Here is a 23,037-nt window from a genome sequence, read left to right on the forward strand (position 1 = left end):
AGACCGCCCGGTGCCGGGAACGCCGAACAGCGTCGCCCGGAACGTCACGCCGGTCCGGTCCGCCGGAATTCATCGAATCTCAGTCGAAAATGACGCACCGCGCCGCAGCGTGATTGCGGCCTCACGTAAATCGTTGCGCGACTACCCCACCCGCTCCGCCGTCGCGTCGAACGCACGCCGCGCCTTGTCGACGATCTCGTCGACCTCCGCCTCGCGGATCACGAGCGGCGGCGACAGCAGCATCCGGTCGCCGGTCGCGCGCATGATCAGGTTGCCGTTGAAGCAGAAGTCGCGGCAGATCGTGCCGATATCGACATCGACGCCGAACCGCTCGCGCCGGCCACGATCGCGCGCAAGCTGAACGCCGGCAACCAGCCCCGCTCCCGCAATCTCCCCGACGATCGGATGGTCGCCCAGCGCGGCGCGCAGCCGGCGCTGGAAATACGGCCCGATGTCGTTCTTCACGCGCTCGACGATCCCTTCGTCGCGCAGCACTTTCAGGTTCGCGACCGCGACGGCCGCGGCGACCGGATGGCCCGAGTACGTGAGGCCGTGGTTGAATTCGCCGTTGTCGATGATCGGGCGCGCCACCCGCTCGTGGATCCCGACCGCGCCCATCGGCACATAACCCGACGTGAGGCCCTTCGCCATCGTGATCAGGTCCGGCTCGAAGCCGAAGTGCTGGTGGGCGAACCATTCGCCGGTGCGGCCGAAGCCGCCGATCACTTCGTCGGCAACGAGCAGGATGTCGTACTTGCGGCAGATCCGCTGGATTTCCGGCCAGTACGTCGACGGCGGGAAGATCACGCCGCCCGCGCCCTGGAACGGCTCGCCGATAAACGCAGCAACATTCTCCGCGCCGAGTTCGAGAATCTTCGCTTCGAGTTGCTGCGCACGCGCGAGGCCGAACGCTTCGGGCGTCTCGCCCGGCTGCGCTTCGCCGAAGAAATACGGCTGGTCGATGTGCACGATGTGCTCGACCTTCGACGGCATCTGCTCGTGCATGTAGCCCATCCCGCCGAGCGTACCGCCCGCGATCGTCGAGCCGTGATAGCCGTTCCTGCGCGAGATCACGTATTTCTTCTGCGGCTTGCCCTGCACGCGCCAGTACTGGTGCACGAGGCGCAGCACGGTGTCGTTGCCTTCCGAGCCGCTGTTGCAATAGAAGAAGTGGTTGAAGCCGGCGGGCGTCACTTCCGCGAGCATCGCGGAAAGCTCGATCACCGGCGGGTGCGTCGTCTTGAAGAACGTGTTGTAGAACGGCAGTTCCTGCAGCTGGCGATACGCGGCATCGGCGAGTTCCTTGCGGCCGTAGCCGACGTTCACGCACCAGAGGCCGGCCATCCCGTCGATGACCTTGTTGCCGTCCGAGTCCCACAGGTAGACGCCGTCGGCCTTCACGATCACGCGGCTGCCCGCGCGGTTCAGCGCACCCATGTCCGAGAACGGGTGGATGTGGTGCGCGGCGTCGAGCGCGCGGTATTCGGCGGTCGTGAGCGCGGCCGGTCGCGGTGAAACGGCTTCGTTTCGATCGGTCATGTTTCCTCCGTAAAACCGTGCCGCACGCTCATACGTGCAGCAGCAGGTGCCTGCGTTCCCACGAGCTGATCACGCGGAAGAACGCTTCGTATTCGGTTTCCTTCAGCGCCAGGTAGGCCTTCACGAACTTGTCGCCGAGGATGCCGGCGAGCGGCTCGCACGCGGCCATCAGCGAGATGCCTTCCTCGAGATTGCGCGGCAGTTGGTACGGCAGGTCGTAGCCGTCCGATGCGATCGGCTCGGTCGGCGCGAGCTGCTGCGTCATGCCGAGATAGCCGGCCGCGAGCGTCGCCGCGAACGCGAGATACGGGTTGCAGTCGACGCCCGGAATCCGGTTCTCGATGCGTCTCGCCATCGGGCTCGACTGCGGGATGCGGAAGCCGACCGTACGGTTGTCGTAGCCCCACTGCACGTTGATCGGCGCGGCCATGAAACGCGACAGGCGGCGGTACGAGTTGATGTACGGCGCGAAGATCGGCATCAGCGCCGGCGTGTATTTCTGCAGCCCCGCGAGATAGCTGTGGAACAGCGGCGAAACGACGCCGTCCTGGTCGGCGAACAGGTTGCGCCCGGTGTGCACATCGGCGAGGCTCTGGTGGATATGCATCGCGGACCCCGGCTCACCTTCCATCGGCTTGGCCATGAACGTCGCATACATGTTGTGCCGCAGCGCGGCCTCGCGCACCGTGCGCTTGAACAGGAACACCTGGTCGGCCAGCGGCAGCGCGTCGCCGTGCACGAAGTTGATCTCCATCTGCGCGGCGCCGACTTCGTGGATCAGCGTCTCGATATCGAGGCCCTGCATCTCGCAGTACTCGTAGATGTCCTCGAACAGCGGATCGAACTCGTTGACGGCCTCGATCGAATACGACTGGCGGCCGGTCTCCGCACGCCCCGTGCGGCCGACCGGCGGACGCAGCGGCAGGTCCGGATCGGCGTTCATGTCGACGAGATAAAACTCGAGTTCGGGTGCGACGACGGGTTTCCAGCCCTTCTCCTGGTACAGGTCGAGCACGCGGCGCAGCACGTAGCGCGGCGAGATCTCGACCGGCGAGCCGTCGAAATGCACGCAGTCGTGGATCACCTGCGCGGTCGGGTCGACGGCCCACGGGATCAGGCAGATCGTCGACGGATCGGGCACGCACACCATGTCGGGGTCGGTCACGCCGGTCAGCGAGCCGTCCTCCGGATAGTCGCCGGTGACGGTCTGCACCATCACGGCCTGCGGCAGGCGCATCGATTCGCCGGATTCGAATTTGTTGCGCGGAATGATCTTGCCGCGCGCGATGCCGGCCATGTCGGGAATGATCGCCTCGACCTCGGTGATGCGGTGCTGGCGCAGGAATTCGCTCAGTTCGGGTTGCATGATCGGCCTCTTTCAGTCGACGTCGGATGCAGCCGGCGACGGCATCGCGCCGCCGGCCGCATGAATGCGGTGCGTCATGCGCGCGCGGCACGCCGCGCCGAATGCCGCGAAGATGTCGCGCGACAGCGGCTGTTCCGCGAAGCGCCATTCGGGATGCCACTGCACGCCGAGCACGAACGCGCGCGCGCCGCGCACGCTGACGGCCTCGACCAGTCCGTCGGGCGCGCTCGCTTCGACGACGAGCCCCGCGCCGAGACGCGCGATGCCCTGGTCGTGCAGCGAATTGACCGTCGCTTCGTGCGCGCCGCGCGCGACCCGCTGCAGCAGGCCGCCCGGCGCGAGCTGCACCGCGTGCGCGGGACCGTACTGCCGTTCGAGCGGATCGGCCGGCCGCTCGCGATGGTCGTCGAAGCCGGTCGTCGCATGCAGCCGCTGATGCAGCGTGCCGCCGTACGCAACGTTCAGCTCCTGCATGCCGCGACAGATTGCGAGCACCGGCACGCCCGCATCGATCGCCGCGCGGATCAGCGGCAGCGCGGTCGCATCGCGCGCCGGATCGTGCAGCGTGTCGGGCGCACTCTCGGCACCGCCGTAACGATGCGGCTCGACGTTCGAGTAGCTGCCGGTAAACAGCAGCCCGTCGACCGCCGCGACTATCGCGTCGGCCGGCTGGCGCGCGCCGAGCGCGGGCAGCACGAACGCAAGCGCGCCGGCGCCGTCGACGAGCGCGGCAAGGTACTTCTCGCCCGCCGCGTGGTTCGGATGCGCACCGCGCAGGATGCGGTCGGCGGTGACGGCTACGATCGGGCGCGCATGCATGGGCGTCTCTCCGATGATCGCGCGCAACACGTTCGCGCGCGGGACGACAAGGGTCCGCGGTTGCGCCGCATGCGCGCACCACGATGCGACCCATGGGCATGCGCAATCCTGCCGCGCGGACGATGCGGCGAAAGGTGGTGCGGCCCGGAACGGAAGCGGAAAAGGACGCTAGGGCAACAAGGATGCGCTGCCGTCGCACTGCACCGCGCTGAACACGCGCGCGGTCACGAGATTGAAGCGGCGCAGGCCGCGATGGGAAATGGCGAAGAGACGAGGCTCGCGTAACGGGGCGGCACACGTGCCGCGATCAGCATGCCGGATCGGCCCGGCCTGAGGCGGCGCGCCCGCCGACGGACTTCGCGTCCGGCGTATCGAAGGGCTGGCGGCTTTCACGATCGTACTCGACTGACTGATGAATGCAGGATACGTGTCGCGATGACGCGCATGCGGCAATGCTGCGCGGCGACACGTCGGCAAGGTGTCTCGCAACGGATTCCGGCGCGGTGCGGCCATGATCGACGGCTGCGCCGCCGGTGCGCGCGTGACGACTTCCTGACATTCAGCTTATATCACCTAAAAATTGCGTCAAATTTTCAGGCGCCGATGACGATATCGATCAGACGAAAAAAAACGGCATCGATCGCCGGGATCGATGCCGTGTCGTGCATTGCGTCGGCGCACACGCTGCGCGCCGCAGGGCCGCGGCCCGTTGCCCCGCCGCGCCGCCGCAAGCGGGCGGTCCGTGCTCAGCGATGCGCGAGCGCGGTTTCGACGAGCGTCTGCAGCAGCGGCACGATCCGCGCTGCGCGCGCTTCGTCGTACGCGTAAGGACGCGTCTCTTCCATGTAGGTGATCTGCGACAGCTCGAGCTGCACGGCTTCGACGCCGGTGTCGGGCACGCCGTAGTGACGCGTGATGTAGCCGCCCTTGAAGCGCCCGTTCGCGACGGCCGTATAGCCGCCATGCGCGAGCACGCGCTCGGCCAGCGCCTCCGCGAGGCCCGGCGCTGCGCTCGCGCCGCTCGACGTGCCGAAGTTGAAGTCCGGCAGGCGGCCTTCGAAGAAGCGCGGCACGTGCGAGCGGATCGAATGCGCTTCCCACACGAGCACGCGGCGATGCTCGCGCTTCAGGCGCGCGACTTCGCCCTGCAGGGCATCGTGATACGGACGCCAGTAGCGGTCGCGGCGACGCATGATCTCGTCGTTGCCGGGCAGCGCGTTCGCCGGATACAGCGGCGCCTTGTTGAACGTATCGACCGGCACGAGCCCCGTCGTGTCCTGCCCCGGATACAGGTTCTCGTTGTCGGGCGGACGGTTCAGGTCGACGACGTAGCGCGCATTCGACGGCACCAGGATCGATGCGCCGAGGGCCGCCGCGAACCCGTACAGCCGCTCGAGATGCCAGTCGCAATCGTCGACGAAGCGCGCGTCGGGCGTCATCGTCGCGGCGATGTCGTCGGGGATGTGCGTGCCTGCGTGCGGAATCGAGATCAGCAGCGGCAGCGTGCCCTGCTTCAGCGTGAATACAGCCGGTTGTTCAGTCATGTCGCATCACCGTAAGAGTCTGCCGGCGCACGCGTGCGGCGTGCGCCGGTTGCCGCGCGTCAGCGCAGCAGTTGCGCCAGCGCGGCGCGGTAGTCGGCATACGCGACGGCTTCGTCGCGATGGCGGCGGCCGCTCACGACGCGCTCGCCGCCCGTGTAGACGTCGAGCACCGGCGTCTCGCCGTGCTCGGCGAACACGATACCCGACAGCCAGGACGCGCTGCCGTGTTCGGCGATCGCCGGATGATCGGGATCGAGCACGAGCCAGTCGGCGCGGCAGCCTTCGCGCAGCGCACCGACGCGCCGCCCGCTGGCCTGCGCGCCGCCCGCGAGCGATGCATCGAACAGGCGATCGGCGACATGCGCCTGCGTGTCGCTCGCCAGCACGTTGCGCGCGCGATGCACGAGCCGCTGCCCGTATTCGAGCAGGCGCAACTCCGCGCGCCAGTCGACCGACGCGTGGCTGTCCGAGCCGACGCCGATCACACCGCCCTGCGCGAGATAGTCGACCGCCGGGAACACGCCGTCGCCGAGGTTCGCTTCGGTTGTCAGGCACAGGCCGGCAACCGCGCGCCGCTTCGCGAGCGCTGCCGTTTCGGCCGCGTCGACGTGCGTCGCGTGCACGAGGCACCAGCGCGCACCGACGTCGAAACGATCGAGCAGCCATTGGACGGGCCGGGCGCCGTATGCACGCACGCAGTCGTCGACTTCTGCCGTCTGCTCGGCGATATGGATATGCACGGGTGCGTCGTCGGGCAGCCCGTCGAGCAGCACGCGCAGCCCGCTCTCGGACACCGCGCGCAGCGAGTGCGGCGCGACGCCGTAGCGCAGCCCGCCGTGCTCGGGCGCGGCGCGACGCATGGCGTCGAGCAGTTCGAGCAGGCCCTCGGGCGTGTTGATGAAGCGGCGCTGGTCGTCGCGTGGCGGCTTGTTGCCGAAGCCGGCAAACTGGTACGACACGGGCAGCATCGTGATGCCGATGCCGGCCGAGCGCGCGGCGTCGATCACGCGCGTGCCGAGTTCCGCGATCTGCTGATAGCGAGAACCGTCCTGCGTGTGATGCACGTAGTGGAATTCGCACACCGACGTGTAGCCGCACTTGAGCATCTCGACATACAGCCAGCGCGCGATCGCGGCGAGCGCGTCGGGCGTGATCTTCAGCGCGAAGCGGTACATCAGGTCGCGCCAGCTCCAGAAGCTGTCGGCGGGATTCGCGCGGTATTCGGTGAGCCCCGCCATCGCGCGCTGGAACGCATGCGAGTGCAGGTTCGGCATGCCGGGCAGCACCGGGCCGGCCGCGCGCGCGACGCCTGCCGGCGCATCGGTGTCGGGCGTCACTTCGGTCAGCGTGCCGGCCGCGTCCCAGCGCAGCAGCACGTTGCGGCGCCAGCCATCGGGCAGGTAGGCATGGTCCGCGAACAACAGGGTGTCGGTCATTGCGATTCCTTATCGACCAGAATCGACGCTGCAGCGTTTGGTCTGGTCCCATTCCACGGTTGGCAGGGGCCGGCGCATCGGCGCTTGCTCATGCCCCGTTGCAGTCGACCGGACCGCAACACGCTTGCGCGCCGGGTCCGGTCCCATGCAGAACTATCCGTTCATCCGGCGAAACACGGTCGTGCCGCCGCGTACGACCTGCTCGCACAGCGGCCGGCCGATCCAGTAGGCCAGCTCCGACAGCGAGCCGACCGACCATGCGGCGAAGTCGGCCTGGCGGCCGACCTCGAGCGCACCGTGCCGATCCGCGCGGCCGAGCGCCGCGGCCGCATGGCGCGTGACGCCCTGCAGCACCTCGGGCACCGTCATGCGGAACAGCGTGCAGCCCATGTTCAACGTCAGCAGCAGCGATTCGAGCGGCGACGTGCCCGGGTTGTGATCGGTCGCGAGCGCGATCGGCACGCCGTGCTTGCGCAGCAGCTCGATCGGCGGCAATTGCGTTTCGCGGATGAAGTAGTACGCACCGGGCAGCAGCACGGCGACCGTACCGGCCGCCTTCATTGCCTCGATGCCGGCTTCGTCGAGAAATTCGAGGTGGTCGGCGGACAGCGCGCGGTAGCGCGCGGCGAGCGCCGTGCCGCCCGCGTTCGACAATTGCTCGGCATGCAGCTTCACGGGCAGCCCGCGCCGCGTCGCGGCCTCGAACACGCGCTCGGTCTGCGCGAGCGAAAAGCCGATGCGTTCGCAGAACACGTCGACCGCGTCGACGAGGCCCTCGTCGGCCAGCGCCGGCAGCATCCGGTCGCACACTTCGTCGATGTACGCATCCGCACGGCCCGCGTATTCGGGCGGCAGCGCATGCGCGCCGAGGAAGGTCGTGTAGACGGTGACCGGGAAGCGCTCGCCGAGCTGGCGCGCGACGCGCAGCATCTTGCGTTCGGTCGCGAGGTCGAGCCCGTAGCCCGACTTGATCTCGATCGCGGTCACGCCTTCAGCGAGCAGCGGCTGCAGGCGCGCGGCGGCCTGCACGAACAGCGTCGTCTCGTCAGCCGCGCGCGTCGCGCGCACCGTCGACACGATCCCGCCGCCCTGCCGCGCGATTTCCTCATAACTGACGCCCGCGAGGCGCTGCGCAAATTCGTCGGCACGCGCGCCGCCGTACACGAGGTGCGTATGGCAATCGACGAGGCCCGGCGTCACCCACGCGCCGTGCAGATCCTCGCGCTGCCAGTGCGCAAAAACGTGCGGCAGCGCGGACAACGCGCCGAGCCAGACGATCGTGCCGGTTTCGTCGACGGCGATCGCCGCATCGTCGATCGTCTCGTCGGGATGGCCGTGCGGACACAACCTCAGGTGATGCCAGACAGTCGGTTTCATGCGTTCAGTCTCGTTCGCCGACGGCAAGCGAGACGGCCAGCAGCGCGCCGCCCCCGCTCACGACGACGTCAAACGCACGCCGCGGCCCATCGAGCCGCAGCGTGTCCATTTCTTCCAGTGCGTAGTGCGCGCCGTCGATTTCCACGCCGACCGCACCAGCCGCGCAAAACAGCAGCACGGTATCGGCACGCTCGATGCGGTGCGCGCCTGCGCGCCATACGTCGAGCGCGCCGCGCGCGGCCGAACGGCGTGTCATCAGGTTGAAGTCGCGCGTCGCGCCGTCGTGCAGCGTCGCGTCGATCGCCGTCTCGCCCGCGAAATCCGCGCGCGCCAGCGGCGTATCGAGCACGTGGCGTGCACCGCCCGCTTCGGCAAGCGTCATGCCCGCGCCGGACAGCAGCACGAGCGTGCGGTCGATCCCGTCGAAACGCGAGAACGGCCCGGCCGTGCCGACGTCCGCGACGCTCACGCGCCACGCGAATGCGTCGAGCGCGGCGCCGGGCGGGAATGCGCCGATTTCGCGCGTCACGCCGCCGCCGTTCTTCCACGGCGACGCGACGAGATCCGCTGCGCGGATCATCGTCGCGTCTGCCGGCGCCTGAGCAAGCGCCGTCATGCTCAGCGGCCGAGCATCGGCAGCTTCAGGCCGGCTTCGCGGGCCGTCTGCTGCGCGAGTTCGTAGCCGGCATCCGCATGGCGCATCACGCCCGTCGCCGGGTCGTTCAGCAGCACGCGACCGAGACGCTCGTGCGCCTCGGCCGTACCGTCGGCGACGATCACGACGCCAGAGTGCTGCGAGAAGCCCATGCCGACCCCGCCGCCATGGTGCAGCGACACCCACGATGCGCCGCCTGCCGTGTTCAGCAGTGCGTTCAGCAGCGGCCAGTCGCTGACCGCGTCCGAACCGTCCTTCATCGATTCCGTCTCGCGGTTCGGGCTTGCGACCGAACCCGTGTCGAGGTGGTCGCGGCCGATCACGATCGGCGCCTTCAGTTCGCCGTTCTTCACCATTTCGTTGAACGCCTGGCCGAGGCGATAGCGATCCTTCACGCCAACCCAGCAGATCCGTGCCGGCAGGCCCTGGAACGCGATGCGCTCACGTGCCATGTCGAGCCAGTTGTGCAGGTGCGGATCGTCGGGGATCAGCTCCTTCACCTTCTGGTCGGTCTTGTAGATGTCTTCCGGATCGCCGGACAGCGCGACCCAGCGGAACGGGCCCTTGCCTTCGCAGAACAGCGGGCGGATGTACGCCGGCACGAAGCCCGGGAAGTCGAACGCGTTCTCGACGCCCATTTCCAGCGCCATCTGGCGGATGTTGTTGCCGTAGTCGAGCGTCGCCGCGCCGCGGTCCTGCAGCGCCAGCATCGCGCGCACCTGGACGGCCATCGACTGCTTCGCGACCTTCACGATGCTCTGCGGATCGACCTTCTGCGCCTCGCGCCATTGCGCGACGGTCCAGCCCTGCGGCAGGTAGCCGTTGATCGGGTCGTGCGCGCTCGTCTGGTCGGTCACGCAATCCGGCGTGATGCCGCGCTCGACGAGTTCCGCGAACACGTCGGCCGCGTTGCCGAGCAGGCCGATCGACACCGGCTTGCCGTCGCGCTTCGCTTCCTCGATCATGCCGAGCGCCTCGTCGAGCGTCGTCGCCTTCTTGTCGACGTAGCGCGTCTTCAGGCGGAAGTCGATGCGCGTCTCGTCGCATTCGACCGCGATCATCGAGAAGCCGGCCATCGTCGCGGCGAGCGGCTGCGCGCCACCCATCCCGCCCAGGCCGCCCGTCAGGATCCAGCGGCCCGACGGATCGCCGTTGAAGTGCTGGTTCGCGACCGAGAAGAACGTTTCATAGGTGCCCTGCACGATGCCCTGGCTGCCGATGTAGATCCAGCTGCCGGCCGTCATCTGGCCGTACATCATCAGGCCCTTGCGGTCGAGCTCGTGAAAGTGATCCCACGTCGCCCAGTGCGGCACGAGGTTCGAGTTCGCGAGCAGCACGCGCGGCGCATCCTTGTGCGTGCGGAACACACCGACCGGCTTGCCCGATTGAATCAGCAGCGTCTCGTTCTCTTCGAGATCCTTCAGCGACGCGAGGATCTGGTCGTAGCATTCCCAGTTGCGCGCCGCGCGGCCGATGCCGCCGTACACGACGAGCGCATGCGGGTGCTCGGCGACTTCCGGATCCAGGTTGTTCTGGATCATCCGGTAGGCCGCTTCGGCCAGCCAGGTCTTGCAGGTCTTCTCGCTGCCGCGCGGCGCGCGGATCGTGCGCGTCGGATCGAGACGGGGATCGATGTGTTTCGGATGGTTCATGACGACTGCTCCCGAAGGAAAATGAATATCAAATAGGAATCAGAAATGCCCGGTGAAGCGATAACGGCTGCCGGGATGCCACAGATTCGCCACCGAGGCGACGACGCCCTGCGACCAGGTGCGCCGATGTAAAACCAGACACGGCTCGACGTCGTCCATCCGCAGCTGCTCGCGCCGTTCCGGCGCCGGGGCCGCCGCTTCGATCCGGTACTCGACGCGCTGCAGCGGAGCCGCGCGCATCAGGTACAGGTTCGGCGTCGTGTTCGTGAAATCCTGCTCGGCGTAATCCGGCGCGACCGCCGGATTCACCCACCGCTCTTCGAGCTGCACCGGCTCGTCGTTCTCGAAGTGCAGCACCTGCGAATGAAACAGCTTCGCGCGCACGGCCACCTGCATCTCGTCGGCGAGCGCCTCGTCGGCGCGGATCGTGTCGAGGCCGAGCACGCTGGCGTGATACGCATGCCCGCGCGCGCCGACCTCCTCCGAGATGCTGCGGATCGCCACCAGCGTCGACTCGTACTTCGGCCGCGCGACGTAGGTGCCCGCGCCCTTCATGCGCGTGAGCACCTGCTCGGCCGTCAACTCGCGCAGCGCGCGGTTGACGGTCATGCGCGCAACCTTGAACTCGCGCGCCAGCTCGTTCTCGGACGGCACCTGGTCGCCCTCCTCCCACTCGCCGGCGTGGATGCGGCCCAGGATGAAATCCTTGATCTCCTGGTAGACCGGCGCGCTCATGGGCTTACTGTTCCGATGCGAACGAGAACGGGCTGATCTTCGCGAACGCGCGCTCGCCGACCAGCTTCGCGATCGCCGCGATGTCCGGTGCGAAGTAGTGGTCGAGCTCGTAGTGCGCAACCTTGCCGCGGATCGTTTCCATCGCGGGCGCCAGCTTCGGGCTCGTGTGATACGGCGCGCGCAGGTCGACACCCTGGGCCGCGGCCAGCAGTTCGATCGCGAGGATGTGCTTCGTGTTGTCCGCGATGTCGGCGAGCTTGCGTGCGGCGAACGTCGCCATCGACACGTGGTCCTCCTGGTTCGCGGAAGTCGGCAGCGAGTCGACCGACGCCGGGTGTGCGAGCGTCTTGTTTTCCGACGCCAGCGCGGCAGCCGTCACGTGCGCGATCATGAAGCCCGAGTTCACGCCGCCGTCCCGCACGAGGAACGGGGGCAGGCCCGACAGCGTCGCGTCGATCAGCAGCGCGATGCGGCGTTCGGCCAGCGCACCGATTTCCGCTGCGGCCAGCGCGAGGTTGTCGGCTGCGAACGCGACCGGCTCGGCGTGGAAGTTGCCGCCCGACAGCACTTCGCCGGTGTCCGGGAAGATCAGCGGGTTGTCCGACACCGCGTTCGCTTCGATCAGCAGCACGTCGGCCGCATGGCGCATCTGGTCCAGGCACGCGCCCATCACCTGCGGCTGGCAGCGCAGGCTGTACGGATCCTGCACCTTGTCGCAGTCGCGGTGCGACTGGTTGATCGGCGAACCTTCGAGCAGGTCGCGATAGGACGCGGCCGCGTCGATCTGGCCTTGATGGCCGCGCAGTTCGTGGATGCGCGCGTCGAACGGCTTCACCGAGCCGGCTGCCGCGTCGACCGACAGCGCGCCCGCGACGAGCGCGGTGCGGTACAGGTCTTCGATCGAGAACATGTTGTCGAGCGCCAGCGCCGTCGAAGCCTGCGTGCCGTTCAGCAGCGCGAGGCCTTCCTTCGCCTGCAGCGTCAGCGGCGCGAGGCCCGCGACGCGCAGACCGTCGAGCGCGCTGGCACGCTCGCCGCGGATGAACACTTCGCCGACGCCGAGCAGCACGGCCGACATGTGCGCGAGCGGCGCGAGGTCGCCCGATGCGCCGACCGAACCCTTCACCGGGATCAGCGGCAGCACGTCCGCGTTGAACAGCGTGATCAGCGCGTCCATCACTTCGCGGCGGATGCCCGAGTGGCCGCGGCCGAGGCTCGACAGCTTCAGCGCCATCAGCAGGCGCACCGACGAACGCGCCATCGGCTCGCCGACGCCGACCGCGTGCGACAGCACGAGGTTCTTCTGCAGCAGCTCGAGCTGGTCGTGCGGGATGTGCGTGCTGGCCAGGCGGCCGAAGCCCGTGTTGATGCCGTAGGCCGGCTCGCCCTTCGCGGCGATGTCGGCGACGGCCTTCGCGCCGGCGTCGATCTTCGCGAAGCTGGCCGGGTCGAGCGTCAGTTGCACGGATTCGCGTGCGATCTGGCGCAGTTGCGGGAGGGTCAGGTGGCCGGGGGTCAACATAATCATGTGAGCAATCCTGTCTAGACAAGTTCGGAATGGATTGAAGTGTAGCCACCCGAACTTGTCTAGACAACCCGTTTTTCACCGATTTCGACTCAGGAGTTTCCCTGATGCCCGACGCGGCCCGCCGGACCGGCTGATGGGGCCAGCCCATTAACATATGTTGCAGTTATTTTGTATTTGGCAACATACGGATCACCATTCAGCAAGGAGATCCCCGTCATGAAAACCCCGCCTCGGTTCGCCGCCCTGTTCCGCCGCAGCCTGCTCGTCGCCGCGTGCGCGCTCGCGTGCGGCGCGTCGCTCGCCGCCGAGCCGCTGTCGGGCACGCTCGAGAAGATCCAGCAGGCCAACCTGATCTCGATCGGCCATCGCGAGACGTCGGTGCCGTTCTCCTATGTCGACGCGAGCGGCAAGGTGATCGGCTTCTCGCAGGACCTGTGCGATCGCGTGATCGCCGCGGTGAAGGCGCGCACCGGCAAGCCCGACCTGCAGGTGCGCTTTATCCCCGTCACGTCGCAGAACCGCATTCCGCTGGTGCAGAACGGCACCGTCGATCTCGAATGCGGCGTGACCACCAACCTCGCCGCGCGCCACGCGCAGGTCGCGTTCTCGACGACCTTCTTCGTCGCGACGACGCGCCTGCTCACGCGCACGACGTCGGGCATCCGCGACTTCCCCGATCTCGCCGGCAAGACGGTCGTGACGAACCAGGGCACGACGTCCGAACGCCTGCTGCGCAAGATGAACGAGGAAAAGAAGATGAACATGCAGATCATCAGCGCGAAGGACTACGGCGAAGGACGCCTCACGCTCGAATCGGGCCGCGCGGCCGCGTACATGATGGACGACGTACTGCTCGCGGGTGCGCGCCAGCTCGCCGCGAAGCCGGCCGACTGGCAGATCGTCGGCACGCCGCAGTCGTCGGAAGCCTACGGGTTCATGCTGCGCAAGGACGATCCGCAGTTCAAGGCGCTCATCGACGGCGTGCTCGTGCAACTGATGAAAAGCGGCGAGATCAACGCGCTGTACGACAAGTGGTTCATGAAGCCGGTGCCGCCGAAGGGGCTGGCGTTCGACTTCCCGATGAGCGACGTGATCAGGACGCGCTACGCGGCACCGAACGACACGCCGCTCGAATGAGCGCCGCTCGTTGACACCGGCTCACGCGCGCGTCCACGCGACGCACGCTGCGTAGCCGGGCGCCGCGTCGACCCACGCCGCGTCGAACCCGGCGACGCCGGCGGCGGGAGCGGACGGCTCGACGATCGTCGTCGCGGGGGTCGCCGCATCGCGCGGCGGCACGACCGCGAATGCGCGCAGCCCGCCGACGATGCCGGTGCCGAGCGCCTTGAGCAGCGCCTCCTTCGCGGACCAGACCCGCATGAATGCGTCCGCGCGCGCGTCGGGCGGCAGGCCGTCGAGATACGCGGCCTCGGCCGGCGCGCAGACTTCGCGCGTCAGTGCGCGCCAGTCGGTCGTGCGGTTGCAGGATTCGATGTCGACGCCGACGCGGCCCGCGGGCGCCCACGCGAGCAGCGCATGATCGCCCGCGTGCGACACGTTGAAATCGAGCGTCGTGCGATGCGCGGGGGCCGGCGACGGCCGCCCCGATTCATCGACGACGATCGCCACCGCGTGCGGCGCGACACCGAGGGCTGCGCCGAGCACGTCGCGCAGCGCGGCGCGCGTCGCGGCGCTGCGCACCGCATCCTCGTGCCGCATGAAGCGTGCGGCCCGCGCCCGCTCGTCATCGCTGAGCGCCGCATAGGCGGGCGACGCCAGCGGCACGCGCCAGTCGAAATCGATGCGCACGATCCGCACGCCGGCGCGGGACGCGGCGGCCGGCACGTCGAGCGCATGCACGCGCCAGGCACGGGGGGGATCGACCGGGGAAGCGGAATCGGACGGAACGGACATCGGCACGCGGCAGCCTGCGCTGTGGAATGAAACGTCCGATGTTAATCGATCGCGCCGGCGCACGAACCGGCGTGTGCGCGTATTGCCGCGTCCATATCGAATGACGGATTCTTTACGAACGACATTCGATGGCCGCGCACGGCAACGCGCCCCGCTTCACCCGTTCGCGGCCACGCCCGGCACGCCGCTACCCGTCACCCGATTGCGCGACGCGGGATGAAGTGCGTGCACGACGCCCGGCGCGTCGGCCGACAGCACGCCGTGTTGCAGCCAGTGCAGCGCGACGGGCCACAGCGTGTCGGTGAAGCGGCTGTGGAAAAACGCGAAATGGCCGATCGTGTCGACGCCGATGTCGGCCGGTGCGATTCGCAGGTGCGTGACATCGCTGCCCGTGTAGTAGCCGACCAGCCGCTCGATCGCGTCGACGGTGCCGAACGCGTCGTCGTCGGTGCCGATCGCGAGCATCGGCGCCGACAGCCCGGCAAAGCGCGCCGGCAACGTCGCGCGGCTCACGGCGCTTTCGTCGAGCACGCCGCCGATGTATCCATCCTCGAAACGCGGTTGCGAGCGCGCCCACGACAGCGCGATGCCACGCGGCGTGTCCTCCATCCAACCGAGCCGCTTCGCGGGCACGTAGCCGAACACGGCCGCGAGCGCCGGCATCGCGACATGCCACTTCCACCACATGCTGCGCCGCTCGGCCGGCAGGTAATCGCGCCAGTACGCATACTGCGCGCCGACGGTCACCGCATGCCGCACATGCACGTTCGATGCCGCGAGCCCGAGCAGGCAGCCGCCGATGCTGTGCGCGACGACGTCGAGCGGCTGGCCCGGAAACGCGTCGCGCGCGTATTGCAGCGCGGCTTCGCAATCGAGCCGCCCCCAGTCGAGCCAGTTCGCACGCAGCTTCGCGAGCTGCGCCGGGCGCGACCCGCCGATGCCGCGATAGTCGTAGACGAGCACGTCGCGCCCCTGCGCGAACAGCCAGGCCGCGAAACGGAAGTAATAGTCGCAACGCACCGACGTCGCGCAATTGACGACCGTCGCGGGCCGCACCGCACCGCCGCCGCGATGGCGCCACACGTGGCCGCGCAATGCATAACCGTCGGCCGCGCGCAGCGTCACGGGCTCGGGCGGCAACGCGCCCGCCGTGCGACTGCCCTGCGCCGCCCCGCCTCCTTCGTTCGACATCGTCATCCTGTCTCCCATCGGCCAGCCTCCATTGAACTTGACGCGTGCCGCGTTCTCAACCAATCTTGCTGCTCCGTTCGCATGAGTCACGCGCATGTCAACGCCTCTCGTCCGTCTCCCGTCGCTCGACCTCGTCCGCGGTTTCGTCGCGGTCGGCCGCCGCATGAGCATCACGCTCGCCGCGCAGGACCTGTGCGTCACGCAGTCGGCGGTCAGCCGCCAGGTGCATGCGCTCGAAGCGCATCTCGGCGTCGCGCTGCTGCAGCGCGGCTACCGGAAGATCGCGTTCACGCCGGAAGGCGAGCGGCTGTTCCGCGTCGCGGATGCGGCGCTGCACAGCCTGCAGGACACTGTCGCGTCGCTCGCCGCCGCGCGCGAGCGCCAGCCCGTCACGATCACCGCGAGCATCGGCGTCACCGCGCTGTGGCTGCTGCCGCGGCTCGGGCGGCTGCAGGCGCGCCTGCCGGAGATCGACCTGCGCGTCGCCGCGAACGACAAGGTACTCGATTTGCGCACCGAAGGCATCGACCTCGGCATCCGCTATTGCCCGCGCGATCGCGCGCCGGCCGGCGCGCTGCACCTGTTCGACGAGATCGTCGTGCCGGTCGCGCATCCTGCGCTCGCCGCGCGGCCGGTCACGAGCGCGGCCGCGATCGCCGACCATGTGCTGCTCGAATTCGACGGGCCGCCGCAGCCGCAATTGCAGTGGCGCACGCACCTGCATGCGGCCGGGCTCGGCGACGCGCGCCCGAAAGGCGTGCTGCGCTTCAACCAGTACGATCAGGTGATCCAGGCCGCGATCGCGGGCCAGGGTGTCGCGCTCGGCCGGCTCGCACTCGTCGCGCCGATGCTCGCGGACGGGCGGCTCGCGGTGCTCGGGCCGCACACGCAGGCGCTGTCGGATGCGTACGGCTACTGGCTGTTTCAGCACGATCCGGCCCCGCGCCGCGAAGTCGCCGACGTGCGCGACTGGATGCTCGCCGAAGCGGCCGAATGCGATGCCGCGATGCGCACGCACGACACGGCTTCTGCGTAAGCCGGCTTTCCGGATGACCGCGACCACGACCTGCCGCCTCGCCCGGCCGCACCTCGTCACATTCCCCTCGCGCATGCCAACCTGACCGAATGATCGCTTGAGCGACGCCGGGCCCGATCGTCTAATCGGATCGAGCGCGGCCGTTTCGCCGCGCGCCTTCATCCGGAGACACGCATGACCCCGATCGAGCAGGAAGTCCGACGCCGCTGGCTGCCCGTGCTGGCGGGCGGCCTGATCATGGGCGCCGCGCTCGGCATCCGCCATGTGCAGGGCCTGTTCCTCGCGCCCGTATCGCTCGACCACGGCTGGTCGCGCGAAGCGTTCGGGCTCGCACTGGCGCTGCAGAACCTGATCTGGGGTGTCGCGCAGCCGTTCACGGGGATGGTCGCCGACCGCTTCGGCTCGGTGCGCGTGATCGTCGCCGGGATGCTGCTGTACGCGGCCGGGCTCGTCACGATGGCGCATGCGGCATCGACCGGCATGTTCACGGTCGGCGCCGGGCTCGTGATCGGCATTGCGCTGTCGGGCTCGGCATTCGCGTCGATCTACGGCGCGCTGAGCCGCCTGTTTCCGCCCGAACGGCGCGGCTGGGCGCTCGGCGTCGCCGGTGCGATCGGCGGGCTCGGCCAGTTCTGCATGGTGCCCGTTGCGCAGGAACTGATCGGCGGGATCGGCTGGCGGCACGCGTTCGTCGCGCTGGCGCTCGTCGCGGCACTGCTCGCGCCGCTCGCCGTGCTGCTGCGCGACCGGCCCGCGCAAGCGGCCGGCGGCGCCGGCTCCGACCAGTCGATCGGCGAAGCGGTGCGCGAGGCGTTCGCGCATCGCGGCTTCTGGCTGCTGAACGCCGGCTTCTTCGCGTGCGGCTTCCAGCTCGCGTTCATCGCGACGCACCTGCCCGCGTACCTGCTCGACCACGGGCTGCCGGCGCGCCACGCGAGCATCGCGCTCGCGCTGATCGCACTGACCAACGTGGCCGGCACCTATGCGTGCGGCCATCTCGGCGGGCTGCTGCGGCGCAAGTACGTGCTGTCGGTGCTGTACCTCGTGCGCGCGCTCGCGATGGCCGCGTTCGTCGCCGTGCCGCTGTCGCCCGCGAGCGTCTACGTGTTCGCGGCCGTGATGGGGTTCACGTGGCTCGGCACGGTGCCGCTGACGAACGGCGTGATCTCGCAGGTGTTCGGCGTGCGCTACATCGCGACGCTGTTCGGTTTCGTGTTCTTCGGGCACCAGCTCGGCAGCTTCTTCGGCGTCTGGCTCGGCGCGCTCGTGTACGACGCGACGCATTCGTACCTGCCGCTGTGGATCGGCTCGATCGCGCTCGGCGTGCTCGCGGCGCTCCTGCACCTGCCGATCGACGACGCGCGCATCGCGCGTCCGGCATCGGGCAACGCGGCATGGGCGTGATCCGCGCGGCGCTGGCCGCCGGCGCGCTCGCGTTCGTCGCGTGGTGCGGCGCCGCCTACTTCGATTCGGGCGTCGCGTATGCGCTGCTCGAACACGTCGCGTTCTGCAACTGACGCGGCAAACCGTGCCGCGCGGGCAGACGGTCAGCGACGTTTCGGCAATGCGGCCAGCGCATCGAGCGCGCGAGCGCGCGCGGCGGCGTGATCGACGAGCGGTGCCGGATAGTCGACGCCGAGCCGTACGCCGGCCGCGTCGAGCTGCAGCGGCGACGCTGCCCACGGCGCATGGATCGACGCGTTGTCGAGGCCCGCTAGTTCGGGCACCCAGCGCCGCACGTACGCGCCGTCCGGGTCGAATTTCTGGCCCTGCGCGACCGGGTTGAAGATGCGGAAATACGGCGCGGCGTCGACGCCGCAGCCCGCCACCCACTGCCAGCTTGCCGCGTTGTTCGCGGGATCGGCGTCGACCAGCGTGTCCCAGAACCACGCTTCGCCCGCGCGCCAGTCGATCAGCAGATGCTTGACCAGGAACGACGCGACGACCATCCGCACACGGTTGTGCATCCAGCCGGTCGTCCACAGCTCGCGCAGGCCCGCATCGACGAGCGGATAGCCGGTCCGGCCGCGCTGCCACGCACGCAGCGCCGCGGCATCGTCACGCCACGGCATCGCGTCGAACTGCGCGCGGAAGTTGTCGGTTGCGAGCGCCGGGAAGTGATACAGCAGCGCGTAGCTGAATTCGCGCCAGCCGAGCTCGCTCAGGAACTTGTCGGCGTCTGCTGCATACGCCGCGCCGCCTGCATTCGCGGCGCCCTGCACCGCGTGCCACACCTGTCGCGGCGATACGTTGCCGAAGCGCAGGAACGGCGACAGCCGGCTCGTCGCGGGACGGTCGGGACGATCGCGCGCATCCGCGTAGCCGGCGAGCGACGCCGTCAGGAACGCGTCGAGCCGTTCGTGCGCACCGGCCTCGTCGGGCGCGGGCCACGCGTCGCGCAGGCCGCCGGCCCAGTCCGGCACGGGCGGGCGCAACGCGAGCGCGTCGAGCGCCAGCGCACGGTCACGCACGGTTTCCGGCCACGGTTGAAACACGATCCATTCCGGTTCCGGCAGCGGCGCGGCGACCGTGCGGTCGCGGCGCGCCGCTCGCCAGTACGCGGTGAATACCTGGTACGGCGCGCCGCTGCCCGTCAGCACCTCCCACGGCTCGTTCAGCAGGCTGCCGTTGCTGCTCTCGACCGTGACGCCGCGCGCCTTGAGCGACACCTTCAGCGCCGCATCGGCGTCGCGCTGCGGCTGCGCGTAGCGGCGGTTCCAGTACACGGCCGCCGCGCCCGTGTCGTGCACGACGCGCTCGATCTCGCGCTGCGCGTCGCCGCGCAACAGCAACAGGCGCCCGCCGTGACGCGCGAGCGCGGCGTCGAGCCCGGCCAGCGCCCCGTGCAGCCACCAGCGCGCTGCGCCGCCCGGCGGGCGACCCGCGCCGGCGCCCGAGTCGTCGACGAACACGCAGACGAGCGGCCGGCCTGACTCGACCGCGCGCGTCAGCGCGGGCTGGTCGGTCACGCGCAGATCGTCTCGGAACCAGACGATCGCGGGAGCAACGGACGACTTGGCGGGCACGGGCACCTCGATGCGGGAAGCGGAACGGGATGCGTATTGTCGCGGCTGCGCCGCGCGGTGTCGACGCTCGACGTGCCGACGTGCCGACGTGCCGACGTGCCGACGTGCGGACCTGCCGACACCGATGACGGCCACGGCCATCGCGCCACCTCGCGCGCCCGGTGAAACGCCTTAGTCCATTCCGACGATTCTTCGCCGCGTCCGCCGGCCTACGCTCGATGTCGGATGCCCCGCGATGCGCGGCACGTGCCGGCCGCTACCGACACCGCGCGTCCCGATCCGCACCCGCCACGCGCGCCGGCCGATGCCGGCGCGGATCCTTCCGACCGCCGCGGCGCCCGGCCACCCGGGCGCGCGCAGCCTCACCCGATAGACCTCCATGACCAAATCCTCGAATCTCGTCACCTCGATCACCGTCGACATCGACGCGCCGGCTTCCGTCGTCTGGGAAGTGCTGACCGACTTCCCGCGCTACGGCGAATGGAACACGTTCTGCGTCGGCTTCGAAACGTCCGGCAAGCTCGGCGATTTCGTGCACATGCAGGTTCGCATCCCGGGCACGGAGACCGTGATTCCCGTCAACGAGATCCTCGTCGCCTATGAGCCCGAGCGCCTGCTGTCGTGGGAGCAGCGTCCGACCGACGACAACAAGGACGCCGCGCGCCGCGACCAGTACATCGACGCCGACGGCCCGGAGCGCTGCCGTTACTTCACGACCGACCAGTTCCTCGGCGTCAACGCGGACACGATCATGCAGAACCACGGCGCGTGGGTGAAACAGGGCTTCGACCAGTGCGCGCGCGACGTGAAGCAGCGCGCCGAAGCGCTGCATGCGGCACGCCGGCGCAACAGCGCGTGACCGGGAGCGGCCGATGCCCGATCTGCAAACACTGTCCGACCATCACGACATCCGCGAGCTGGTCGTCGCGTATTCGAGCGCGATCGACACGCGCGACTTCGATGCGCTCGACGCCGTATTCACGCCCGACGCGGCGATCGACTATCGCGCGATGGGCGGCATCGCCGGCCGTTATCCGGACGTGAAGGCGTGGCTGCGCGCCGTGCTGCCGCAGTTTCCGCAATACCAGCACATGGTCGGCAACCTGTCGATCCGGCTCGACGGCGACACCGCGCGCGGCCGCACGATCTGCTTCAATCCGATGGAAGTCGCGCTGCCGGACGGCGGCATGCAGGTGATGTTTCTCGGGCTGTGGTACGTCGACCGGTTCGTGCGCACCGCGCACGGCTGGCGCATCGCCGAGCGTGTCGAGGAGCGCTGCTACGGCCACAACGTGCCGGCCGTGCTCGCGGGCGCGACCGGCTGACCCGGTCGGACTGGCCACGACGCGCGCCGTGCGATGGCTGCACGGCGCGCGCGTCGCCGGTCGCTTCGTCAATCGAGCCGGAACGCCGCCTCGAAACGCGCGGCGAATGCGTCGAACTCGGTTTCCGGCAGATGATTGATGCCGCCCGCGCGCTTGCGCCCGCCGCCGGTCGCGAAGCCGCGGCAGAACTCGTCGGCGCCGAGCGGCCGGCCGTCGGGCACGCGCACGCTGACGACGAGCCCGCCATCGGCGCGCGGCGACAGCACCGCGAGCGCCGCATGCGGCGCGTTGCGCATCCGTTCGTTCGCGAGCATCCCCGTCGCACGCCGCGCCCACGGTTGATCAGGCATCCGTACCAGCGTCGCGCCCGGCACCTCGCGCAGCGGCGCGAGCGCGCACGCGCGCGCCATGTCGTCGCGGTAGCCGTCGCGCAGTGCGGCGAACACGGCGGTCCCGCGCACGAAATCGAGCGGATCGATGCATGGCAGCATCGCGTCGGCGAGCGCCGCCGGATCGAAGTGCAGATCGCCGACGCAATCGCCGTACGCGTTGTAGTTCAGGTAGAGCCCGAGTTCAGCGAGTGTGCATCGCCCGGCGTCGTCGATCCCGTGCTCGCGCGCGAGCGCGTCGCCGAGCGCCGGCAGTTCGTCGCCGAATGCCGCGACGATCGCCCAGCGCACATGCCGGCCGCCAAGATGGCGGTTCACGAGCGCGCTCGTGCAAACATCGGCCGCCGTGTCGATATGTGCGTCGAAACGCGGATCGTCGGGCAGCTCGCCCGCGAAGTGGTGATCGAAATAGCGGACCGTCGCGCCGTCGCGCAGCAGCCGCGCGCATGCGTCGCGGTTCTGATCGTGCGACACGTCGAGCACGGTCACGAGGTCGCCCGCCCGTGCATCGATCCGTTCGAGCAGCTTGATGTCGCGCTTCACGCCGGTCACGAGCGTGCCGCGCACGCCTTCCGCGAGCCGCAGTTGCTGAAGCGCGCACAGTCCGTCCGCGTCGCCGTTGAACGCGAAAAAATGCCGCGCGTTGTGGTTGTCCTGCATGATCCTTTGCTCCATCGTCAGGGCATGAAATCGCCGCCGTTCGCGTCGAGCGTCGCGCCCGTCACCGCGTTCGCGTAGTCGGACGCGAGAAACAGCGCCGCGCGCGCGCAATCGTCGTCGGTCGGCAGCTTCGCGAGTGCGATATTCGACGCGATCGGCGCGATGATCTGTTCTTCCGTCATCCCGTATTCGGCAGCCGCCTGCCGGAAATACGTCTGCGTCGGCACGCCCCACATCCAGCCCATGTGGATGCTGTTCGCGCGAATGCCGTGCACGCCGAGTTCGCGCGCCAGGTATTTTGCCGCAACCGCGAGCGCCCCCTTCGATACAGCGTAGCCGCCTTCCCCTGCAAAAGGCTTGCGGGTCGCCTGCGTGTTGATCATCACGATCGCGCCGCGCTGCTCGCGCTTCATGTGCGGCACGACTTCCTGCGTGAGCGCCATCGTGCCGAACACGTTGGTGTCGAACACCGTGCGCCAGCCGTCGAGATCGGCTTGCTCGACCGGCTCCGGAAACGTGCCGTGCACGAATGCACTGTTCACGAGCGCGTCGATCCGGCCGAAGCGCTCGACGGCCTGCATCGCGAGCTGCCGGCATTGCGCGCGGTCGGTGATGTCGGTCTGCGCCTTCAGCACGTCGCAATCGACACCGAGTGTGCGAATCCGCGCTTCGGCGTCGTCGAGCTTTTCCATCGTGCGCGCCGCGACGACCACGCCGCGCGCCCCCTCGCGCGCGGCCTCGACGGCGAGCTTCACACCGAGGCCCGGCCCGATCCCGGATATCACGACGATCTTGTCCTTCAGCAACATGGGTTGTCTCCTGGTTGTCGTTCGTCTCGCGGGTGC

At 69.0% G+C, this 23,037-nt stretch carries 21 protein-coding genes; 6 read left to right on the plus strand and 15 right to left on the minus strand.

What is annotated here, in order from left to right:
• Window positions 1-141: 141 nt before the first annotated feature.
• From ABD05_RS00735 to hutH, 10 genes are all read right to left on the minus strand, one after another.
• Window positions 142-1,539, minus strand: coding sequence for an aspartate aminotransferase family protein (locus ABD05_RS00735; RefSeq protein ID WP_047898523.1), 1,398 nt, complete (start codon window positions 1,537-1,539; stop codon window positions 142-144).
• Window positions 1,540-1,567: 28 nt separating this feature from the next.
• Entirely contained in the window at window positions 1,568-2,905 is a 1,338-nt protein-coding gene (locus ABD05_RS00740) for a glutamine synthetase family protein (protein ID WP_047898524.1), read from the minus strand.
• Between the two features lie 12 nt (window positions 2,906-2,917).
• Window positions 2,918-3,724 (minus strand): gamma-glutamyl-gamma-aminobutyrate hydrolase family protein, encoded by an 807-nt coding sequence (locus ABD05_RS00745; RefSeq protein ID WP_047898525.1) that lies wholly within the window; start codon window positions 3,722-3,724, stop codon window positions 2,918-2,920.
• A 746-nt stretch (window positions 3,725-4,470) separates the two neighbouring features.
• A complete protein-coding gene (gene hutG, locus ABD05_RS00750; protein WP_047898526.1) occupies window positions 4,471-5,268 on the minus strand; it encodes an N-formylglutamate deformylase in 798 nt (265 codons plus the stop codon).
• A 59-nt stretch (window positions 5,269-5,327) separates the two neighbouring features.
• On the minus strand, window positions 5,328-6,704 hold the full coding sequence (locus ABD05_RS00755; RefSeq protein WP_047898527.1) for a formimidoylglutamate deiminase: 1,377 nt from the start codon (window positions 6,702-6,704) through the stop codon (window positions 5,328-5,330).
• 153 nt (window positions 6,705-6,857) lie between these two features.
• The gene (gene hutI / locus ABD05_RS00760; RefSeq protein WP_047898528.1) at window positions 6,858-8,081 is read right to left on the minus strand and encodes an imidazolonepropionase; all 1,224 of its coding nucleotides are present in this window, start codon (window positions 8,079-8,081) and stop codon (window positions 6,858-6,860) included.
• 4 nt (window positions 8,082-8,085) lie between these two features.
• Window positions 8,086-8,697, minus strand: a complete 612-nt coding sequence (locus tag ABD05_RS00765) for a HutD/Ves family protein (RefSeq protein ID WP_047898529.1) — start codon at window positions 8,695-8,697, stop codon at window positions 8,086-8,088.
• 2 nt (window positions 8,698-8,699) lie between these two features.
• Window positions 8,700-10,388, minus strand: a complete 1,689-nt coding sequence (gene hutU / locus ABD05_RS00770; protein ID WP_047898530.1) for a urocanate hydratase — start codon at window positions 10,386-10,388, stop codon at window positions 8,700-8,702.
• A 39-nt stretch (window positions 10,389-10,427) separates the two neighbouring features.
• Window positions 10,428-11,123: a histidine utilization repressor gene (gene hutC, locus ABD05_RS00775; protein WP_047898531.1), complete on the minus strand. Its 696-nt coding sequence runs from the start codon at window positions 11,121-11,123 to the stop codon at window positions 10,428-10,430.
• Between the two features lie 4 nt (window positions 11,124-11,127).
• Window positions 11,128-12,651, minus strand: coding sequence for a histidine ammonia-lyase (gene hutH, locus ABD05_RS00780; protein ID WP_047898532.1), 1,524 nt, complete (start codon window positions 12,649-12,651; stop codon window positions 11,128-11,130).
• 216 nt (window positions 12,652-12,867) lie between these two features.
• Between hutH and ABD05_RS00785 the strand changes: the two genes are divergently transcribed.
• Window positions 12,868-13,788, plus strand: a complete 921-nt coding sequence (locus ABD05_RS00785) for a glutamate/aspartate ABC transporter substrate-binding protein (protein WP_047898533.1) — start codon at window positions 12,868-12,870, stop codon at window positions 13,786-13,788.
• Between the two features lie 21 nt (window positions 13,789-13,809).
• Here the strand turns inward: ABD05_RS00785 and ABD05_RS00790 are convergent, their stop codons facing one another.
• Both ABD05_RS00790 and ABD05_RS00795 read right to left on the minus strand, forming a co-directional pair.
• Window positions 13,810-14,565 (minus strand): 4'-phosphopantetheinyl transferase family protein, encoded by a 756-nt coding sequence (locus ABD05_RS00790; protein ID WP_047898534.1) that lies wholly within the window; start codon window positions 14,563-14,565, stop codon window positions 13,810-13,812.
• 156 nt (window positions 14,566-14,721) lie between these two features.
• A complete protein-coding gene (locus tag ABD05_RS00795) occupies window positions 14,722-15,762 on the minus strand; it encodes an alpha/beta hydrolase family protein (protein ID WP_047898535.1) in 1,041 nt (346 codons plus the stop codon).
• Between the two features lie 88 nt (window positions 15,763-15,850).
• Here ABD05_RS00795 and ABD05_RS00800 point away from each other — a divergent pair, with 88 nt between their 5' ends.
• From ABD05_RS00800 to ABD05_RS39265, 3 genes are all read left to right on the plus strand, one after another.
• The gene (locus ABD05_RS00800) at window positions 15,851-16,792 is read left to right on the plus strand and encodes a LysR substrate-binding domain-containing protein (RefSeq protein WP_047898536.1); all 942 of its coding nucleotides are present in this window, start codon (window positions 15,851-15,853) and stop codon (window positions 16,790-16,792) included.
• Window positions 16,793-16,966: 174 nt separating this feature from the next.
• Complete coding sequence (locus ABD05_RS00805; RefSeq protein ID WP_047898537.1) at window positions 16,967-18,196, plus strand: MFS transporter; 1,230 nt, start codon at window positions 16,967-16,969, stop codon at window positions 18,194-18,196.
• Window positions 18,187-18,309: a hypothetical protein gene (locus ABD05_RS39265; RefSeq protein ID WP_047898538.1), complete on the plus strand. Its 123-nt coding sequence runs from the start codon at window positions 18,187-18,189 to the stop codon at window positions 18,307-18,309. Before ABD05_RS00805 ends, ABD05_RS39265 begins: the two co-directional genes overlap by 10 nt.
• A gap of 30 nt (window positions 18,310-18,339) precedes the next feature.
• Here the strand turns inward: ABD05_RS39265 and ABD05_RS00815 are convergent, their stop codons facing one another.
• Complete coding sequence (locus tag ABD05_RS00815) at window positions 18,340-19,818, minus strand: cryptochrome/photolyase family protein (protein WP_047901019.1); 1,479 nt, start codon at window positions 19,816-19,818, stop codon at window positions 18,340-18,342.
• A gap of 379 nt (window positions 19,819-20,197) precedes the next feature.
• On the opposite strand from ABD05_RS00815, the gene ABD05_RS00825 reads away from it, so the two are divergent.
• Both ABD05_RS00825 and ABD05_RS00830 read left to right on the plus strand, forming a co-directional pair.
• The gene (locus ABD05_RS00825) at window positions 20,198-20,677 is read left to right on the plus strand and encodes an SRPBCC domain-containing protein (RefSeq protein WP_047898540.1); all 480 of its coding nucleotides are present in this window, start codon (window positions 20,198-20,200) and stop codon (window positions 20,675-20,677) included.
• 13 nt (window positions 20,678-20,690) lie between these two features.
• The gene (locus tag ABD05_RS00830) at window positions 20,691-21,143 is read left to right on the plus strand and encodes a nuclear transport factor 2 family protein (RefSeq protein WP_047898541.1); all 453 of its coding nucleotides are present in this window, start codon (window positions 20,691-20,693) and stop codon (window positions 21,141-21,143) included.
• Between the two features lie 68 nt (window positions 21,144-21,211).
• Here ABD05_RS00830 and ABD05_RS00835 read toward each other — a convergent pair whose 3' ends face one another.
• Together ABD05_RS00835 and ABD05_RS00840 are read right to left on the minus strand one after the other, a co-directional pair.
• Complete coding sequence (locus tag ABD05_RS00835) at window positions 21,212-22,192, minus strand: hypothetical protein (protein WP_047901020.1); 981 nt, start codon at window positions 22,190-22,192, stop codon at window positions 21,212-21,214.
• A gap of 17 nt (window positions 22,193-22,209) precedes the next feature.
• Window positions 22,210-23,001, minus strand: coding sequence for an SDR family oxidoreductase (locus ABD05_RS00840; RefSeq protein ID WP_047898542.1), 792 nt, complete (start codon window positions 22,999-23,001; stop codon window positions 22,210-22,212).
• Window positions 23,002-23,037 lie beyond the last annotated feature (36 nt).

The organism is Burkholderia pyrrocinia (assembly GCF_001028665.1).
GTDB classification, from domain to species: Bacteria; Pseudomonadota; Gammaproteobacteria; order Burkholderiales; family Burkholderiaceae; genus Burkholderia; species Burkholderia pyrrocinia.

What these genes read in the sequence shown, in the direction of transcription:
- ABD05_RS00735 (WP_047898523.1), bottom strand. Translation starts at nt 1,539, where the DNA reads ATGACCGATCGAAACGAAGCCGTTTCACCGCGACCGGCCGCGCTCACG.
- ABD05_RS00740 (WP_047898524.1), bottom strand. Translation starts at nt 2,905, where the DNA reads ATGCAACCCGAACTGAGCGAATTCCTGCGCCAGCACCGCATCACCGAG.
- ABD05_RS00745 (WP_047898525.1), bottom strand. Translation starts at nt 3,724, where the DNA reads ATGCATGCGCGCCCGATCGTAGCCGTCACCGCCGACCGCATCCTGCGC.
- hutG (WP_047898526.1), bottom strand. Translation starts at nt 5,268, where the DNA reads ATGACTGAACAACCGGCTGTATTCACGCTGAAGCAGGGCACGCTGCCG.
- ABD05_RS00755 (WP_047898527.1), bottom strand. Translation starts at nt 6,704, where the DNA reads ATGACCGACACCCTGTTGTTCGCGGACCATGCCTACCTGCCCGATGGC.
- hutI (WP_047898528.1), bottom strand. Translation starts at nt 8,081, where the DNA reads ATGAAACCGACTGTCTGGCATCACCTGAGGTTGTGTCCGCACGGCCAT.
- ABD05_RS00765 (WP_047898529.1), bottom strand. Translation starts at nt 8,697, where the DNA reads ATGACGGCGCTTGCTCAGGCGCCGGCAGACGCGACGATGATCCGCGCA.
- hutU (WP_047898530.1), bottom strand. Translation starts at nt 10,388, where the DNA reads ATGAACCATCCGAAACACATCGATCCCCGTCTCGATCCGACGCGCACG.
- hutC (WP_047898531.1), bottom strand. Translation starts at nt 11,123, where the DNA reads ATGAGCGCGCCGGTCTACCAGGAGATCAAGGATTTCATCCTGGGCCGC.
- hutH (WP_047898532.1), bottom strand. Translation starts at nt 12,651, where the DNA reads ATGATTATGTTGACCCCCGGCCACCTGACCCTCCCGCAACTGCGCCAG.
- ABD05_RS00785 (WP_047898533.1), top strand. Translation starts at nt 12,868, where the DNA reads ATGAAAACCCCGCCTCGGTTCGCCGCCCTGTTCCGCCGCAGCCTGCTC.
- ABD05_RS00790 (WP_047898534.1), bottom strand. Translation starts at nt 14,565, where the DNA reads ATGTCCGTTCCGTCCGATTCCGCTTCCCCGGTCGATCCCCCCCGTGCC.
- ABD05_RS00795 (WP_047898535.1), bottom strand. Translation starts at nt 15,762, where the DNA reads ATGACGATGTCGAACGAAGGAGGCGGGGCGGCGCAGGGCAGTCGCACG.
- ABD05_RS00800 (WP_047898536.1), top strand. Translation starts at nt 15,851, where the DNA reads ATGTCAACGCCTCTCGTCCGTCTCCCGTCGCTCGACCTCGTCCGCGGT.
- ABD05_RS00805 (WP_047898537.1), top strand. Translation starts at nt 16,967, where the DNA reads ATGACCCCGATCGAGCAGGAAGTCCGACGCCGCTGGCTGCCCGTGCTG.
- ABD05_RS39265 (WP_047898538.1), top strand. Translation starts at nt 18,187, where the DNA reads ATGGGCGTGATCCGCGCGGCGCTGGCCGCCGGCGCGCTCGCGTTCGTC.
- ABD05_RS00825 (WP_047898540.1), top strand. Translation starts at nt 20,198, where the DNA reads ATGACCAAATCCTCGAATCTCGTCACCTCGATCACCGTCGACATCGAC.
- ABD05_RS00830 (WP_047898541.1), top strand. Translation starts at nt 20,691, where the DNA reads ATGCCCGATCTGCAAACACTGTCCGACCATCACGACATCCGCGAGCTG.
- ABD05_RS00835 (WP_047901020.1), bottom strand. Translation starts at nt 22,192, where the DNA reads ATGCAGGACAACCACAACGCGCGGCATTTTTTCGCGTTCAACGGCGAC.
- ABD05_RS00840 (WP_047898542.1), bottom strand. Translation starts at nt 23,001, where the DNA reads ATGTTGCTGAAGGACAAGATCGTCGTGATATCCGGGATCGGGCCGGGC.